The 16212-nt window shown below is 45.4% G+C and carries 15 protein-coding genes and 1 tRNA gene; 6 read left to right on the top strand and 10 right to left on the bottom strand.

Features of this window, described 5'->3' with window-relative positions; all coding sequences use genetic code 11:
* The first annotated feature begins 1 nt into the window (after nucleotide 1).
* A complete protein-coding gene (alr, locus tag QJR74_RS08050) occupies nucleotides 2-1087 on the top strand; it encodes an alanine racemase (RefSeq protein ID WP_304371357.1) in 1086 nt (361 codons plus the stop codon).
* On the opposite strand, the gene QJR74_RS08045 is transcribed toward alr, so the two are convergent.
* Together QJR74_RS08045 and QJR74_RS08040 are read right to left on the bottom strand one after the other, a co-directional pair.
* A complete protein-coding gene (locus QJR74_RS08045; protein WP_304371356.1) occupies nucleotides 1080-2282 on the bottom strand; it encodes a multidrug effflux MFS transporter in 1203 nt (400 codons plus the stop codon). The two genes, alr and QJR74_RS08045, sit on opposite strands and share 8 nt — an antisense overlap.
* Entirely contained in the window at nucleotides 2282-4009 is a 1728-nt protein-coding gene (locus tag QJR74_RS08040) for a potassium/proton antiporter (RefSeq protein WP_304371355.1), read from the bottom strand. Before QJR74_RS08040 ends, QJR74_RS08045 begins: the two co-directional genes overlap by 1 nt.
* A gap of 249 nt (nucleotides 4010-4258) precedes the next feature.
* On the opposite strand from QJR74_RS08040, the gene QJR74_RS08035 reads away from it, so the two are divergent.
* Complete coding sequence (locus QJR74_RS08035; protein WP_304371354.1) at nucleotides 4259-5011, top strand: MipA/OmpV family protein; 753 nt, start codon at nucleotides 4259-4261, stop codon at nucleotides 5009-5011.
* Between the two features lie 37 nt (nucleotides 5012-5048).
* Here QJR74_RS08035 and QJR74_RS08030 read toward each other — a convergent pair whose 3' ends face one another.
* Together QJR74_RS08030 and gapA are read right to left on the bottom strand one after the other, a co-directional pair.
* Nucleotides 5049-5924: a D-hexose-6-phosphate mutarotase gene (locus QJR74_RS08030; RefSeq protein ID WP_304371353.1), complete on the bottom strand. Its 876-nt coding sequence runs from the start codon at nucleotides 5922-5924 to the stop codon at nucleotides 5049-5051.
* A 57-nt stretch (nucleotides 5925-5981) separates the two neighbouring features.
* The gene (gene gapA, locus QJR74_RS08025) at nucleotides 5982-6980 is read right to left on the bottom strand and encodes a glyceraldehyde-3-phosphate dehydrogenase (protein WP_304371352.1); all 999 of its coding nucleotides are present in this window, start codon (nucleotides 6978-6980) and stop codon (nucleotides 5982-5984) included.
* 223 nt (nucleotides 6981-7203) lie between these two features.
* On the opposite strand from gapA, the gene msrB reads away from it, so the two are divergent.
* Both msrB and QJR74_RS08015 read left to right on the top strand, forming a co-directional pair.
* Nucleotides 7204-7605 carry a peptide-methionine (R)-S-oxide reductase MsrB gene (gene msrB, locus QJR74_RS08020; protein ID WP_304371351.1) on the top strand — a complete coding sequence of 134 codons (402 nt, stop codon included), beginning with the start codon at nucleotides 7204-7206 and terminating at the stop codon, nucleotides 7603-7605.
* 7 nt (nucleotides 7606-7612) lie between these two features.
* Complete coding sequence (locus QJR74_RS08015) at nucleotides 7613-7894, top strand: YeaC family protein (RefSeq protein WP_304371350.1); 282 nt, start codon at nucleotides 7613-7615, stop codon at nucleotides 7892-7894.
* 31 nt (nucleotides 7895-7925) lie between these two features.
* Here the strand turns inward: QJR74_RS08015 and ansA are convergent, their stop codons facing one another.
* Nucleotides 7926-8936: an asparaginase gene (gene ansA, locus QJR74_RS08010; RefSeq protein ID WP_304371349.1), complete on the bottom strand. Its 1011-nt coding sequence runs from the start codon at nucleotides 8934-8936 to the stop codon at nucleotides 7926-7928.
* A gap of 97 nt (nucleotides 8937-9033) precedes the next feature.
* Nucleotides 9034-10902: a signal peptide peptidase SppA gene (gene sppA / locus QJR74_RS08005; protein ID WP_304371348.1), complete on the bottom strand. Its 1869-nt coding sequence runs from the start codon at nucleotides 10900-10902 to the stop codon at nucleotides 9034-9036.
* 168 nt (nucleotides 10903-11070) lie between these two features.
* Here sppA and QJR74_RS08000 point away from each other — a divergent pair, with 168 nt between their 5' ends.
* Together QJR74_RS08000 and QJR74_RS07995 are read left to right on the top strand one after the other, a co-directional pair.
* Complete coding sequence (locus QJR74_RS08000) at nucleotides 11071-11622, top strand: NAD(P)H nitroreductase (protein WP_304371347.1); 552 nt, start codon at nucleotides 11071-11073, stop codon at nucleotides 11620-11622.
* Between the two features lie 93 nt (nucleotides 11623-11715).
* Nucleotides 11716-13626, top strand: coding sequence for a DNA topoisomerase III (locus QJR74_RS07995; protein WP_304373999.1), 1911 nt, complete (start codon nucleotides 11716-11718; stop codon nucleotides 13624-13626).
* Here the strand turns inward: QJR74_RS07995 and xthA are convergent.
* The 4 genes from xthA to QJR74_RS07975 form a co-directional block, all read right to left on the bottom strand.
* On the bottom strand, nucleotides 13623-14432 hold the full coding sequence (gene xthA, locus QJR74_RS07990; RefSeq protein ID WP_304371346.1) for an exodeoxyribonuclease III: 810 nt from the start codon (nucleotides 14430-14432) through the stop codon (nucleotides 13623-13625). The genes QJR74_RS07995 and xthA overlap by 4 nt on opposite strands.
* Nucleotides 14433-14516: 84 nt before the next feature.
* Nucleotides 14517-14601, bottom strand: a tRNA-Tyr gene (locus tag QJR74_RS07985).
* A gap of 140 nt (nucleotides 14602-14741) precedes the next feature.
* On the bottom strand, nucleotides 14742-15590 hold the full coding sequence (purU, locus tag QJR74_RS07980) for a formyltetrahydrofolate deformylase (RefSeq protein ID WP_214216321.1): 849 nt from the start codon (nucleotides 15588-15590) through the stop codon (nucleotides 14742-14744).
* Nucleotides 15591-15636: 46 nt separating this feature from the next.
* Entirely contained in the window at nucleotides 15637-16098 is a 462-nt protein-coding gene (locus tag QJR74_RS07975; protein WP_304371345.1) for a YchJ family protein, read from the bottom strand.
* Nucleotides 16099-16212 lie beyond the last annotated feature (114 nt).

Below are 16212 nucleotides of genomic sequence, written 5' to 3'. Positions count from 1 at the left end.
GATGTCTAGGCCGATCAAGGCAACTATTAATACAACCGCATTGAGCCATAATCTTCGCAGAATTAGAGCGTTAGCACCGACATCGAAGGTGTGGAGTGTGGTGAAAGCAAATGCTTATGGTCATGGCCTAGCACGCTGCTATCAAGCGCTAGCCGCAACGGATGGGTATGCCTTGCTCAATTATGAAGAAGCTATCCAATTGAGAGAAGCCGGCGTTACCCAACCGATCTTACTGTTAGAAGGTTTCTTCAAACCCACTGATTTATCGTTGATAGAAGCTTACCAACTGACGACAGCGATACATAGCGATTGGCAACTTCAAGCGCTTGCGAGCTACAAAGCTCAAAAACCCATTTCAGTGTATTTAAAGATTAATAATGGAATGAATCGGTTAGGTTTTTCTCCGGACAAGGTTCTGACGGTCTGGCAACAACTCAATACGCTTCCTGCTGTTGGAGAGATCACCTTAATGTCTCACTTTGCTAGAGCAGACGAGGGGCCTGATTTTATCCGTGAACCGTCACAACGCCTTGATCAGGCCACCTCAGAACTTCAAGCGCCGCGCTGTTACGCCAACTCGGCAGCAAGTTTGTGGCACCCTGAGACCCACCATCAATGGATACGACCAGGGGTCGTATTATATGGTGCCTCGCCCACAGGGTGTGCGGCCGATATTGAATCGTTCGATCTTCGCCCGGTGATGTCATTAACGAGTGAAATCATCGCGGTTCAGCAGGTTGCCGCAGGTGAGGGCGTTGGCTACGGGCACCGCTATGTGACACCTTCAGCCCAACGAATCGGTATCGTTGCATGTGGTTATGCCGATGGGTATCCCCGCCACGCGCCGTCCGGTACTCCAGTGTTAATCGCTGGGAAATTATGCAAAATAGTCGGAACGGTTTCGATGGATATGCTGATGGTGGATATCACCGAGTGTCCTGAGGCAAGTATTGGAAGCGCTGTAGAACTATGGGGCTCTCAACTCCCAGTTGATACCATTGCTCACGCAGCTGGGACGGTAGGGTATGAATTGTTAACAGCAGTAACCCAACGCGTCCCGTTCACTATTATTTCTGATATTAGCTGAGTGAGATAAGAGAACCCTTAACCTTCAAGCTGGTCAACCAGGCAACAGTGGCCAGTGCTCCGCCTAGCAACATCATAATGGCAAGTGCAGTATAAGGCGTTAGCGGTAGCATTAGCATGATTATACTCCCTCCTGCGCCTCCAGCCATCTGGACAAAGCCTAGCAATGCTGACGCCACTCCAGCATTTTGTTGGAAAGGGGCTAAAGCGTAGCTCGTTGCCGGCCCCATAATAAAAGCCAAACCTGCCACGGAAATCGCTACCGGTATCATATAGCTTAACCAGTGCGAAAGGATAGCTGGGGCCAACAAATACGGCTCAGCGAAAAGAATAACCCCTGCAGCGATCATCGATATTGCGCCGAGCAGTAAACAGAATGGGCGACCACACTTTGGAATAATACGATTCGCTATTGCACTGACCGCCATTATCCATAAGCCGTTTATGCCAAATATAATCGAGAAGGTAAAAGGTGATAACGCATCATGCTCCATCAACACCGTTGGGGCTAAAGAGACATACGTTAATACCATACCCAACGCACTGGCAATGGAGAAGGTAAAAGCCAAGAATGCGGGTTGCTTTGCAATCGATGCATAGGTACGAATGGGAAACAGAGCACTGGGATGGGTAGTGTCTGGACGTGTCTCAGGTAGCCACTTATAAATAATGACCATCAGTACTAAGCCATACAGAAATAGAAAGCCGAATGGCGCGCGCCAACCCCAATAGTGCGCAAGCATCCCGCCTAGCAATGGCGCCAGTGCAGGGACAATATTCAGTGAACCATTTAAAAAGCTATAAGCACGTGCTGCTTCGTCGCCTTCAAGTTTATCTCGTACGCCACTAAAAGCCACCACTGCGGTACAACACACGGCCATACCTTGAACAATGCGAGCCACTAAAAAAATAGGCCAGTTAATAGCCAGGGCAGCCAGAGCACTTCCCGCTAAATAAAGCGATAATCCTATTAGCGCAATAGGTTTTCGCCCGTAATTATCGACTAAAGGCCCTGAAATTAATTGTCCAATTCCCATGACCAATAAGAATAATGGAATGGTCAATTGAATATGACTAACCGGCGTTTGAAGCCCAGAGGCGATATAAGGTAACGTGGGTAGAAATAAATCAATCCCTAAGGGGGAAAGTAAGACTAAGCATAATAATAAAGCAATAAAATAGCGCGGGGAATTCATTAATCTTCTTCTTCCAATAAACGTAAACCGACACGTGAAATTGTGTCATCATCTTTTTCTGCAACGGTCAGTAAGAGCTCAGACCATTGTAAGGCATCCCCCACTACTGGGTTACGGCCCAATTTTTCAATCATAAGTTGTGATAAGTTCATCCCGTGAAAGCTGCTGTCAGACAAGGTTAGTCCGTAAACCTCCGCGACTTGTTGTAAAGGCGCTTGGCCATCAAGGATAAAATCACCAAAGAAGCGTTGATCCAAATCGATCGGGGGGGTTTGACTAAACATATTTCCTAAGGCCAATAAGTCACGTTCTCGACCAATCACACATAAAATATCATTTTCGCGCAAGTGAGTAGAGCCACGAGGGTGCATTAGCACATTATCTCGGAATAAAGCGGTAATCCGGGTATGTTCAGGCATTTTCAGATCTTTGAGGGGCGCATTAATACACCAGTTTTCAGAACCCAGCTGATAAACGTATTGTTCCCAAGGGCTATCAGGATGGATATCTAAACTATTACGTTGGAACGGGTATACTGTGCGTGGCACGATCACTTTTGCGAGTTTCGCGGCAAAGGATAGCGTACTGCCTTGAAGGAGTAACGATACCATTACTACAAAAAAAGCGATATTAAAATAGAGAGAAGCGTTGTCGAGACCAGCCATCATCGGAAAAACGGCTAAAATAATCGGAACTGCACCGCGTAATCCAACCCAGCTGATGAAGAACCGTTCACGCATACTAAAACTTTTAAAGGGGAGCAGCCCAGCAAATACCGAAAGAGGGCGAGCGATAAAAATAAGCCATAGCGAGAGCAGCAGGGCTGGTAATGCAATTTTCCAAAGGTCACTGGGAACAACTAACAGCCCTAATACAATAAACATTCCAATTTGGCTGAGCCAAGCAAGACCATCAAAAATTTGTGTAATACCGGTTCGGTTGCGGATACCGCTGTTCCCTAACCAACAGCCTGTTAGGTACACTGCAAGAATCCCGCTTCCCCCTAGTAAAGTTGTTAAGGCGAAAACAAGTATACCACCACTCACTGCAAGTAATGGGTAGAGTCCAGCAGGTAGAGTAATATGATTAATCAGTCGTTGTAAGGTCATCCCACCAAGAAGGCCGATGACAATGCCTAGGCCAAATTCTCGTATCAAGTGAATAATAAAACTGACATCGAGACCCTGATGATGCTGTTGAATCATCTCTATTAACGTCACGGTTAGAAAGACAGCCATGGGATCGTTACTACCGGATTCGATTTCTAGGGTTGAACTGACCCGCTGATTTAACCCTTTGTCACCAATCAAAGAGAACACGGCGGCTGCATCGGTGGAACCAATAATTGCGCCAATGAGAAAGCCTTGCATGAGATCAAGGTGGAACAAGTACGCAGCCAAAGCACCGGTCAAACCTGCCGTAATCAAGACGCCAATAGTGGCTAAAGACAATGAAGGCCAGATGGCAATACGAATGGAACTCACACTGGTACGCATCCCCCCATCTAACAAAATGACGGCTAAGGCGAGATTTGAAACTAAATACGCGACAGGATAGTTGTTAAAGACAATTCCACCGATACCTTGTTCACCAGCTAACATCCCTAAAACTAGAAAGATAACCAGGATAGGAATCCCTAACTTCGACGAAAAGGCACTGAGTAAAATACTGGCGGTGACGAGTACCGAGCCGATGATAAACAAACTGTTGATTGTACTTGAATCCATAGTGGCTCATCCCTTACACCTGCTGAAGATATCAGAGTATTACATAATTTAGGCAATCTGTGTGGCGCTTATTAACGAAGTGGAGAATAAGAAAACCCTGATTTTTGGTGCGAAATGCATAACTTCAGAATAAAAAGCTAGTTTCGAAATGAATAAGCCCTATATGATCAAAATTCGATAAGAAGATATCGCTAAAATATCATTTTAGTGTGAGTAATCTTAGGAAGTTAGTTAACTCAGGATGTAAACATGATAAAAAAAACGTACTTATTAGCCGCCTCGTTGGTTGGCGCGAACCTCTTATTTTCACAGGACCTGTTAGCTCAACCTCTTTCAGTAGGAGTTGCCGCACTATGGTCCGAATCGCCTTATCATAATACAAAAGATCGGACAGTCCCGTTTCCGTTAATTAATTATCAAGATGAGAACGTTTTCTTTCATGGCTTAGAGGCTGGTTATTACCTCTATCATGGCGAAGCTGACCAATTTTCAATTATTGCGAACACGACTGGGCAATATTTTAATCCACACCGTGCCCATCATAGTGCGATGCGTGGCCTCGACAAACGTCATCTCACAATGATGATGGGTGGAGAGTGGACTCATGTTGCCACCTGGGGTGTAGTAAAAACTGCGTTGACGGGTGATGTACTTAATGAAAGTAATGGATTGGTATGGGACACTAATTATCATTATCCGTTACAATTCGGTGCGCTTTCTTTGATTCCTGGTGCCGGGGTAACATGGCAGAGTGCTAATCAAACCGATTATTACTACGGTGTCTCAGAAAAAGAATCTCGTCGTACCGGAATTGATCGCTACAAAGCCGATGATAGCTGGTCACCTTATGTTGATATCAGTGCAACGTATCAATTGACTCGTGATTGGACGATTGTGGCAGGTGCTCGTTATACCCATTTCGATAATGAGATTAAGCATAGTTCAATGGTCGATAAATCTGGTCAAACAACGGTTTGGACAGGCGTTAATTACCAGTTTTAAAATTAACTCTCCCAAAGCCCGCTTTGGGAGAGTTTTCTTACCAGGGTAGTGGGGTAATGGTGACCGTTAACTCGGCAGGGGTGGTAGTCGTTGTAACAAATGGCTGGCTTATCCGGGCAGTTTCCACACAAACCATCGTTTTATAGCCGTCATCGCTCATATCAGCCATCGAGTGACAAAGCGTTGCGCCAGGATTCCAAGTGACAACGTCACTTAAACCTTCGTGTTCGATTTTTAGTGCACGCTTAAGCTGAGGGTCTTTCAATAATGATTCAGCTGCGGGATGGGTAAAGATACGGTCCACTTCACCTTGATAGGTCTGCTCACCCTGCTGAGACGCTAACGTATTGCCCTTGACTTTATCAATGTAATATTCGCCTAAGCCGCTGACCCTTGCCGTTTCACTATCGCCGACGTGGAAATAGCTATGTAAAGCCGCCGTCGTTTCTATGTTTCCTGTAATGCGTAACGTAATCCGGCTAGACTCGGCACTCAATAGAGCGACTAACGTTAATTCAAAATCATGGGGCCAAATTTTGTGCGTTTCAGGCGTGGCAGTTAAGCGCATCGTCACTTTTACCTGCTGAGCAGATTCTTCGCAATTAATTAGCTGCCACTCAGACGTTCGTGCAAAACCATGGGATGGCTTGCCCGCTGGACCAAACCACGGCCAGCAAATGGGAATGCCGCCACGGATTGCTTTTCCTTGCGTAAATTCAGTCTGGTCGCTTAACCAGATCACCGCAGGTTGGTTATTAGGTTGCCATGCGATGAGTTGACCACCTTGCAGTGAGAAGGCGGCACGGAATTCAGTGTGTTCAATGATAAGCAGTGTTAACTCACCTTGTCGACGAAGAGAGCAGAAGGGAGAAAGTTGCTCCGAGATCGGGAGTGTAAAAAGGGATGATTGCATTGAAATTCTCCAAAAAAAAGGGCGACCTAAGTCGCCCTTATTCACAATACTTAGATTTTATTTGCCTGCAACCAGTGCAACTAAATCAAGAACTTTGTGAGAGTAACCTGTTTCGTTGTCATACCATGAAACCAGTTTGACGAAATTGTCATTCAATGCGATACCTGCTTTCGCATCGAATATAGACGTTAGGGTTTCGCCATTGAAATCGGTTGATACTACGTCATCTTCTGTGAAGCCTAGTACACCTTTCATTGCGCCTTCAGAAGCCGCTTTGATGGCTTGACAGATTTCAGCGTAAGAGGCTTTTTTCTCTAAACGTACAGTCAGATCAACCACAGAGACGTTAGGCGTTGGGACACGGAAAGCCATACCAGTCAGTTTACCATTTAATTCTGGTAATACTTTACCAACAGCTTTTGCTGCACCGGTAGAAGAAGGAATGATGTTTTGGCTTGCACCACGTCCACCACGCCAATCTTTGTGAGAAGGACCATCAACGGTTTTTTGCGTTGCAGTGGTTGCGTGAACGGTCGTCATCAGCCCTTCGATGATACCGAAGTTATCATTGATAACTTTTGCTAACGGCGCTAGGCAGTTAGTGGTACAGGATGCGTTTGAAACAATATCTTGACCCGCATATTTATCGAAGTTAGCACCACGAACAAACATTGGAGTGTCATCTTTAGAAGGGCCAGTCAAGACAACTTTCTTAGCACCTGCGGTGATGTGCTTACGTGCGGTTTCGTCAGTTAAAAAGATACCAGTAGCTTCTGCTACCACATCAACACCGACTTCGTCCCACTTCAAGTTAGCTGGATCTTTTTCGCTGGTAACACGGATTTTTTTACCGTTTACAATTAACGCGCCATCTTGCACTTCAACAGTACCGTCAAAACGACCGTGAGTTGAGTCATACTTCAGCATGTAAGCCATATATTCTGCGTCTAACAGATCGTTGATCGCGACGATTTCGATGTCTGAACGTTGTTGTGCAGCACGAAAAACAATGCGACCGATACGGCCAAAACCGTTGATACCTACTTTGATAGTCATATATTCCACCAGCTATTTGATAGTGAATAAAAGGTTGGCAGTAAAATTACAAAAACCGCTTCATACGTCAAGCTTAATCGTGTCAATAACTGTGGGAAATCAATTATCAGGTTTTTACAAAAAAGGGTTTTTGAGAAGAGTTTGGACGTTATGGTCGAAAAAAAAGACCAATTTGTTATGAGTTTGTTATAATGATGACTTGAACTGTTTAGTAGGATCAATTATGAGCAACGAGTCACCCTCTTTATCTTCACTCAATGAAATGCAACGCTATGTCACGCAGGAACGAGGAACAGAACCTCCGTTTAGTGGAGCACTACTACACAATCAGGAAGAAGGCTATTACCATTGTATCGTCTGCCAAGCACCATTATTTTACTCTGATACAAAATACGATTCTGGCTGTGGATGGCCAAGTTTTTATCAACCGGTTTCGGATGATGCTATACGTTATTTAGATGACGACAGCCACAATATGCATCGTATCGAAATTCGCTGTGGACAGTGTGATGCGCATTTAGGGCATGTTTTCCCCGATGGTCCTCAACCGAGTGGTGAACGATATTGTGTGAATTCGGCATCCTTAAACTTCACTGATACTCATGGTAGTCAAACGAAAGGATAGGCTTGAAATGAGTGCCGATTTACAGCGTGTATTAGCCGAGATGACCCCAGAAGTGTACCAACGCCTAGTAATGGCCACTGAGACGGGTAAATGGCCGGATGGTGTGGCATTGACGTCCCAGCAAAAAGAGCACACTTTGCAGCTTGTCCTGTTGTGGCAAGCTCGCCATAATGATAACCCCCAGCATATGTCAGTGGCTAAAGGGGGAGAGATGGTGATGAAAAGTAAGCGACAACTCAAAGAAGAGTTTGGAATAGTCGACGATATAACCCGTATCAAACTCGATTGAAAGAAAGGGTGCGCCAAAGCACCCTTACTTCTTAATCGCTGAGTTCACCGCGTAGGTTGCGTCGCATCAGCACTCGAATTTCTTCTGCAGAGAGTTGTTGAGAGAGTAAATAATGTAACTTAGTTAGTGCAGCTTCCACTGTTAAGTCGCTACCGCTAACGACTCCAGCTTGCTCCAAAGCATTTCCGGTCGCATATCCCCCCATATTTACCTTACCAGACATACATTGAGTGAGATTAACCACCACTATGCCACGTTCATAGGCTTCTGCTAATACCGCAATAAACGCTGCAGATTGCGGGGCGTTTCCGACACCGTACGAGCGTAGAATTAATGCTTTGACCGGTTGACGGAGGAAATTGCTCACAACATCGGGAGAAATTCCTGGATAGATGGTGACTACGCCAATCGGTTGAGGGGTAATTGGATGGACAATAAGTTCACCTTGCTGAGCCGGTACTGGTGTTGTATTCAATTTTTTTATATGAATACCTGCCTCTAACAATGGCGAGAGGTTCGGGGATGCAAAAGCATTAAAACCATCCGCATGGGCTTTGGTGGTACGATTACCGCGAAATAAGGTGTTATTAAAAAATAATCCTACTTCACTAATTGGATAATTGGCTGCGACATATAACGCATTGAGCAAGTTTTGCTGACCATCTGAACGCAACTCTGCGAGAGGAATTTGTGACCCTGTCACAATAACCGGTTTTCCAAGGTTTTCCAGCATGAAAGAGAGCGCCGATGCGGTAAAAGCCATGGTGTCTGTGCCATGAAGAATCACGAAGCCATCGTATTCGTCGTAATGGGTGCGAATATCCTCAGCAATGACTTGCCAATCCGCCGGAGTCATATCGGAGGAGTCCATTAACGGCGTATATTCGTGAATGGTGAAAGCAGGCATTTCTTGACGATGGAATTCTGGCATTAACTCTAACTGCTGCTGTAAATGCCCTGAGACTGGAATATAACCGTGAGCGGAACGCTGCATGCCAATGGTTCCACCAGTGTAGGCGACATAAATATTTTTTTTCTGCATAACGAATTCCGAATAGCGGGACAAAGTAAAAAATTATGCTGGAGTATAGAAACTTCAGGAGAAGAAATATAGCCCGACGAATGTCGGGCTATGAGTGTTAATTGATGACTCCGCAGTTGACGCACCAAGCGTAACGATTTTGTGGGTCGCCTTGCTGATTAAAAAGTCCAGGCTGTTGTTGAGCTTTACTTATCACTTCTGACAAAGGAGCCGGTAACCAAGCCTTCACCTGATCGGGAAGTCGGGCCGAAACGGAGGCTTGCATCTGTGAGAATAACGTATCCATCCAAGAGGGATCTTGTTGTACCCACTTGAGGGAGGCTTTTTGCAGGTGCGCTAAGGATTGTGCTTTGCTCACCGCATCATCAAAGTCACCTAAAGCATCGACAAGCCCGTTTTGTTTCGCATCTTCACCCGTCCAAACGTGTCCTTGGCCGATTTCATTGACCTGTTCTGGCGTTTTGTGACGAGACTGAGCAACCAAGTTGATAAAATGACGATAGCCGTTTTCAATGGTGAGTTGCATCATTTGGGTCACTTGATCCGGTAATGCCTTAGTCATTGAAATATCGGCAAGCGGTGAGGTCGATACACCATCAGTATGGACGCCAACTGAGCCCAAGGTATTCTCTACGGTATTAATTACACCAAAGATACCGATTGAACCGGTCAGTGTTGTCGGACTAGCGATAATGTAGTCGGCAGGGGTTGAGATCCAATATCCCCCTGATGCGGCTAGACCGCCCATTGAGACAACAATAGGTTTACCTGCCGTTTTCGCCGCAACTAACTCTTCGCGGATTTGCTCGGACGCGGTAACACTCCCACCAGGACTATTTACACGCAGGATAATGGCTTTGATTGCAGGATCGAGGCGAGCTTCTCTGATTTGTTGTGCAGTCGTTTCGCCTCCAACATTTCCATCACTGGCTGGCCCATCCATGATGGCGCCATTTGCGACAATTACCGCAATATTAGGTTTATCACTATTCGTTTTGGCAGGGGGGGTATAGTCATAGATACTGACTTGTTTAAACGACTTTTGCTGATTATCCCAACCGAAAGTCTTACTCAATTCTTGCTCTACGTCAGCATGGCTTTTTAAACCATCAACCAAATGGGTTGCTAACGCGTACTTGGCCGTATCGCCACCATTCGCTTTCAGAGCGGTGATGATAGCCTCAGCACCCGGGAAAACCTCCTGTGGTGTTAAATGACGATTTGCCGAAACTGTCTGCAGATAGCTTTCCCATAATTGAGTAATCCAACGTGTATCCGCGTCGCGCGCAGCAGGGGACATATCGTCACGAAGGAAGGGTTCAACGGCAGATTTGTAAGTCCCGACACGAAACACGTGTGAGGAGACTTTGAGCTTATCTAATAGCGCTTTAAAATAGAGACTATTGGTTGCCATACCATGAAGGTCTACGGCTCCCTGCGGAGAAAGATAGATATGATTAGCATAACTGGCGAGATAGTACTGTCCTTGGGTAAAATTATCCCCATAAGCATAGATGGGCTTACCCGATGCACTAAATTCCTTTAAGGCTTTACCGAGATAATTCAATGCTGGCTGATCGCCACCTGCGAAATTGTGCAGGTCGAGCACTATCCCAGTAATAGACTTATCACTTTTAGCTTCACGAATAGTATCCACTAATTCGAAGAGTGCATTTTCCTGACGAAGTTTACTATTTGTTCCCAGAAGCTCTTGCCCTAGAAGCTTGGAGATTTTTTTATCTTGCGACGGCTGTTCCACGATCACGCCATTGAGGTTTACTACTAGCGCTTGCGTAGTATTAACTGTACGGGTGGGTGTTGATTCGTGAGAAAACAGGCCCCAAAGTGCTATCCCGCATAAAATTAGCACGAGTAAGAAAAGATTTAGAATACACTCTCTTATGAAATTGATAACACGCCATAGGCTACTCAAAACCCTGACTATAATTCGCCACGCAGTGCGCATAAATTCTCCATTTATTAATAAAATCTAATACTTAGACGGTCCAAAGAAAAACTTGTCATCTATCCTAATTAGACCAGGGTGAAAAGTCAGCAGTTAATCATCAAATACTGTTACAAAGCCTATTGATATGTCAGACTTCAACCAACCACTACCGTTAAGGGGAATAGCATGGATTCATTAGAGTTACTCTTACAGCGCCGTTCGGTCTCTCGATTAACCGCTCCAGCCCCAGAGGGTGAAATGCTCGAGGCAATATTACAAGCTGGGGCCCGTGCACCCGATCATGGCGGACTCAAACCTTGGCATTTTTCACTGATACAGGGTGAGGGTTTACAACGTTTTAGTCACTTACTGCGTCAGCTTTCCATTGATGATCAGCTTGACGATAAAGCCATCGAAAAAGCTACTCAAGCACCTTTCCGAGCGCCTCTCATTATTACGGTTGTTGCTCGCTGCCAAGAAAATCATAAAGTACCGGTATGGGAGCAAGTGGTGAGTGCAGGCTGCAGCGTGATGGCGATGCAAATGGCTGCCCAAGCACAAGGATTCAACGGTATTTGGCGGTCTGGTGCATGGACTGATCATCCTAAGGTTCGCGAAGCTTTCCATTGCCAGCCTCAAGATAAAATAGTCGGTTTTCTTTACCTGGGTACGCCGCAGTTTTCCGCGGTATCCCCCGTACAACCTATTGATCTCGATCCCTATGTCAGCGAATTCTGACAGCAAATTTTTATAAAATCGGTAATAGTAGCCTGTTGATTGTCTGCTAAACGGTCACTCTTTTTTTACCAAGATTAAGGAATGTCTTTTTCTATGCGAGTGTTTATTGCGGAAAAGCCCAGTCTTGCCCGCGCCATTGCCGATGTGCTCCCTAAGCCTCACCGCCGTGGAGAGGGTTACATACAGTGTGGTCCTAAAGATGTGGTCACATGGTGTGTTGGACATCTTCTAGAACAGGCACAACCCGATCTATACGATCCGCGATACGCACGTTGGGCGCTCGCGGATTTACCCATTGTTCCTGAAAAATGGCAGTTGACCCCGCGTAATGATGTTAAGAAACAGCTCACCGCTATCGGAAAACTTCTAGCTGATGCCACAGAGGTTGTGCATGCTGGAGATCCAGATCGGGAAGGACAGTTATTAGTTGATGAGGTTATTGATTATTTAGGGTTACCGACAGAAAAACGTCAGCGTGTAAAGCGCTGTCTCATTAATGATCTTAATCCACAGGCCGTTGAACGGGCGATTACGCAGCTGAGAAATAATAGTGAATTTGCCCCGTTATGTATTTCTGCACTGGCAAGAGCGCGAGCCGATTGGCTTTATGGGATCAATATGACACGCGCTTACACTTTATTTGGACGTCAAGCAGGCTTCGATGGGGTTTTATCGGTCGGCAGAGTGCAAACCCCCGTGCTAGGGCTGGTGGTACGTCGTGATGAAGAAATAGCGAATTTTATCGCCAAAGACTTTTTCGAAGTGAAAGCGTTTGTTTTGGCTGATAACCAACCTTTTACGGCGACTTGGGTACCTAGTGATGCTTGCGAAGGCTGGCAGGATGAAGAAGGTCGTTTACTGAACCAAAGTCTCGCTGAACATGTGGTCGCGCGGATAACGCAACAACCGGCTAAGGTGACGCACTACCAAAATAAAACAGAGAGTGAGATTGCTCCATTGCCATTCTCGTTGTCGAGTCTACAAATTGAAGCAGCAAAACGGTTTAATCTCGGTGCGCAACAAGTTTTAGATATCTGTCAAAAACTTTACGAGACGCATAAGCTAATTACTTATCCTCGTTCAGATTGCCGTTATCTCCCCGAAGAGCATTTCGTTGGACGTCAATCTGTCATCGATGCGCTACAAACCCATCTTTCCGAATACCAGTCGTTACCTGATGAGATTGACCTCAGTCTTCGCAATCGCTGCTGGGATGATAAAAAAGTTGATGCACACCACGCCATAATCCCTACGGCTAAACGTAATACCGTCAAGCTTACTGAACATGAAAAGAATATTTATGGATTAATTGCCCGCCAATACCTGATGCAGTTCGCACAGGATGCGCAATACCGTAAATGTGTCATTGAGCTTGAGATAGCAGGGGGAAAATTCGTGGCTAAGGCGCGTTTTCTTTCTAGTGCGGGCTGGCGTGTACTCCTCGGAGCGAAAGAACGTGATGAAGAAAACGACGGGGCAGTTTTACCGGTCGTCGCGAAAGGTGACATTTTACAGTGTCAAGGGGGGGAAGTTGTTGCGAAAAAGACTCAGCCCCCAAGACATTTCACCGATGCGACTTTATTGTCTGCGATGACAGGTATTGCACGTTTCGTGCAAGACAAGGCGTTAAAAAAAGTGCTCAGAGAAACCGATGGTTTGGGAACAGAAGCAACGCGAGCGGGGATTATTGAGTTATTGTTTAAACGCGGTTTCTTAGAAAAAAAGGGCCGTTATATTCATTCTACCATTGTGGGCCGAGGTCTTATTCATGCATTACCTCAACCCTCAGCCGCACCGGACATGACCGCTCATTGGGAATCGACGTTGACCCGTATTAGCGAGAAACAATATCGTTACCAAGACTTTATGCAACCTCTGGTTGACACATTACATCAGTTAATTAGTCACGCTCGACAAACGCCACCAACGCGAGTGTTAAGGGAATTAGCAAAACACTCACCGGCAAAACCCGCTTATAAAAAGCGGGTGGCGAAAAAGGCTTAGAGATCAAACTCTGACCATACTGGGGCATGGTCAGAAGGTTTTTCCATTGAACGAAGGGGATAATCAATGCCACTTGCGATGAGACGTGCATCTAACGGTGCACTGGCGAGTAACAGATCAATGCGTAAACCGCGATTATCATCAAAGCCTTTTGAACGGTAGTCAAACCAAGAAAATTGGTCATTAACTTCAGGATTGATTCGGCGCCATGTATCCGTTAACCCCCAGCTTAAGAGAGTGTCCATCCACTCGCGTTCCTCAGGTAAGAATGAGCATTTACCCGTTTTCAACCAACGCTTACGGTTAACTTCACCAATACCAATATCGTCGTCAGTCACACTAATATTGACATCACCCATGACCAATACAAGTTGTTCAGGTTTGAGTTGCGTGCGTAGATGCTGGGTTAGGTCAGCATAAAACTTTTGTTTAGCCGGAAATTTAGTGGGATGGTCGCGACTTTCGCCTTGAGGAAAGTAGCCATTTATTACCGCGACACTTTCGCCAGATGGGGTGGGGATCTCAGCCATAATGATGCGACGCTGTGCCTCATCGTCGTCTGTAATAAAGCCTTTTTGTACAGAGATAGGCTTAACTTTCGTCATCAATGCCACACCGTAATGGCCTTTTTGTCCATGATAGAAAACGTGATACCCCAAGGCCTCAACGTCTGCAAGTGGAAACATATCATCGTGAACTTTGGTTTCTTGAAGCCCAATTACGTCAGGTTGGTGTTGGTCGACCAAAGCAGCAAGTTGGTGTGGGCGGGCGCGAAGGCCATTGATATTAAAAGAGACAAATTTCACGTCGACATCCTAATTGATTCAGTTTTCGTTATGGTAACGAGAATTGAGTGGAATGTCATGGAAGAGATAAGTGAAAAAGAGAAGTGGTGGTGGGAGAAGGATTCGAACCTTCGAAGTCTGTGACGGCAGATTTACAGTCTGCTCCCTTTGGCCGCTCGGGAACCCCACCTAATACTAAGCCACATCCGTTGCCGGATGTGGCGGCATAATAGCAAAAACGCTTACCGAGTAAAGTGGAAATCAACGATATTCAATCAAGTGCTTTGTTTCTGTGCGAAAGCCGACGCAATAATAATCAAATGATCTACTCTATAATATTATTGTACGATTTCCGTACACAAATACACGCTGTGCCAAGACTTTATCGACAGCACGGCTTAGCACATTTTTCTCAACATCGCGTCCAGCACGGATCATCTCTTCCGCGGTATAGCTGTGGTCAATGTTGATTACATCCTGCATAATGATTGGACCTTCATCCAAGTTATCATTTACGTAATGCGCGGTGGCACCAATGAGTTTTACGCCACGTTCATAAGCCTGGTGATAGGGGCGAGCGCCGATGAATGCAGGGAGAAAGGAGTGGTGAATATTAATAATTTGGTTAGGAAAACGTTTAACGAATTCAGGCGTTAATACACGCATATATTTCGCCAATACCACATAGTCAGGCTGATATTGGTCGATGCAGTCTGCCATTTGAGTATCGTGTGCTTCACGTGTCAGATTGTCATGACTAATGTGGATAAAAGGAATATCGAAACGCTCAACTAATGATTTCAAGGTGTCATGATTACCTATCACTGCCGCAATTTCCACGTCTAAACCGCCGAACGCGCTTTTCATTAACAGGTCACCTAAACAATGTGCTTCACGAGTGACCATAATGACAATGCGACGACGTCCCGCAGCATGCAGTTCACGAAGTGAGCCGCTTGGTAGCGCCCCGTCAAGATCCGCTAACAGTGTTGAGTCATTAAAAATTCCTTCTAACTCGGTACGCATGAAAAAACGACCAGTGCGGTGGTCGACGAATTCATTATTTTGAACGATATTTAATTCATGCTTGTAACAGATATTCGTAATTTTAGCGATTAAGCCCTTAGCATCGGGGCAGATGGTACGGAGAATTTTACGTTCAATATTTTTCGCTGACATTAAAGCTGATCCTGTGTTGCATAGTATAACTGTGTGCTAACAAAGCTTAGCGTGCACAGCATTTTTTAAATTTTTTTAGTGAGCCGCAAGGACAAATCTCATTACGGCCCGGCATTTTATGAACCCCGTCAATATAATACCAGCGATTATTTTCATGAACAAAACGTGAAGTTTCGTAAATCCAGCCAGGCTGCTGATCACTTTTATAGCGGGCGAAGAAGGTAACAAAGGCTTCATCAACGACGGGCCCAGCGTGAGTCTCAATAATTGTTAGCCCTTGCCACTGTATCCCCACGCTTTCTTGTTCAAGTAGGTGTGCTAACGTTGGATGACGAGTAGAGCTATGCCACGTCTCCGTTATATACGAATAAGCGTTCATTGCATAAGCAGTGTAACGTGAGCGCATCAATTGCTCAGCCGATAACGCGTGAGCATCGCCCCTGATTAGTGGACGACAACAATGTTCTAACGGGTTTAGGCTTCCACATGGACATAGGTCTGGTTGCACAATAATTCTCTTATGAAGGGGAATGATATCCAAAACTCTTAATTGTTTAATATTGAACAACGAGTCAAGAAACTTCAGCTATACTCACTTCAATATCTTAAGCTGAGTGAAGCT

Source organism: Tatumella ptyseos (genome assembly GCF_030552895.1).
Lineage (GTDB): Bacteria > Pseudomonadota > Gammaproteobacteria > Enterobacterales > Enterobacteriaceae > Rosenbergiella > Rosenbergiella ptyseos_A.
Note: the sequence above shows the minus strand (reverse complement) of the source record. Positions and strands in the feature narration are given on the sequence as shown.

Bases quoted from the DNA above. Each gene is read 5' to 3' on its own strand.
- purU (WP_214216321.1), bottom strand. From the start codon at position 15,590: ATGTCAGCGAAAAATATTGAACGTAAAATTCTCCGTACCATCTGCCCC.
- QJR74_RS08035 (WP_304371354.1), top strand. From the start codon at position 4,259: ATGATAAAAAAAACGTACTTATTAGCCGCCTCGTTGGTTGGCGCGAAC.
- msrB (WP_304371351.1), top strand. From the start codon at position 7,204: ATGAGCAACGAGTCACCCTCTTTATCTTCACTCAATGAAATGCAACGC.
- QJR74_RS08030 (WP_304371353.1), bottom strand. From the start codon at position 5,924: ATGCAATCATCCCTTTTTACACTCCCGATCTCGGAGCAACTTTCTCCC.
- ansA (WP_304371349.1), bottom strand. From the start codon at position 8,936: ATGCAGAAAAAAAATATTTATGTCGCCTACACTGGTGGAACCATTGGC.
- sppA (WP_304371348.1), bottom strand. From the start codon at position 10,902: ATGCGCACTGCGTGGCGAATTATAGTCAGGGTTTTGAGTAGCCTATGG.
- QJR74_RS08045 (WP_304371356.1), bottom strand. From the start codon at position 2,282: ATGAATTCCCCGCGCTATTTTATTGCTTTATTATTATGCTTAGTCTTA.
- alr (WP_304371357.1), top strand. From the start codon at position 2: ATGTCTAGGCCGATCAAGGCAACTATTAATACAACCGCATTGAGCCAT.
- QJR74_RS07995 (WP_304373999.1), top strand. From the start codon at position 11,716: ATGCGAGTGTTTATTGCGGAAAAGCCCAGTCTTGCCCGCGCCATTGCC.
- QJR74_RS08015 (WP_304371350.1), top strand. From the start codon at position 7,613: ATGAGTGCCGATTTACAGCGTGTATTAGCCGAGATGACCCCAGAAGTG.
- gapA (WP_304371352.1), bottom strand. From the start codon at position 6,980: ATGACTATCAAAGTAGGTATCAACGGTTTTGGCCGTATCGGTCGCATT.
- QJR74_RS08000 (WP_304371347.1), top strand. From the start codon at position 11,071: ATGGATTCATTAGAGTTACTCTTACAGCGCCGTTCGGTCTCTCGATTA.
- QJR74_RS08040 (WP_304371355.1), bottom strand. From the start codon at position 4,009: ATGGATTCAAGTACAATCAACAGTTTGTTTATCATCGGCTCGGTACTC.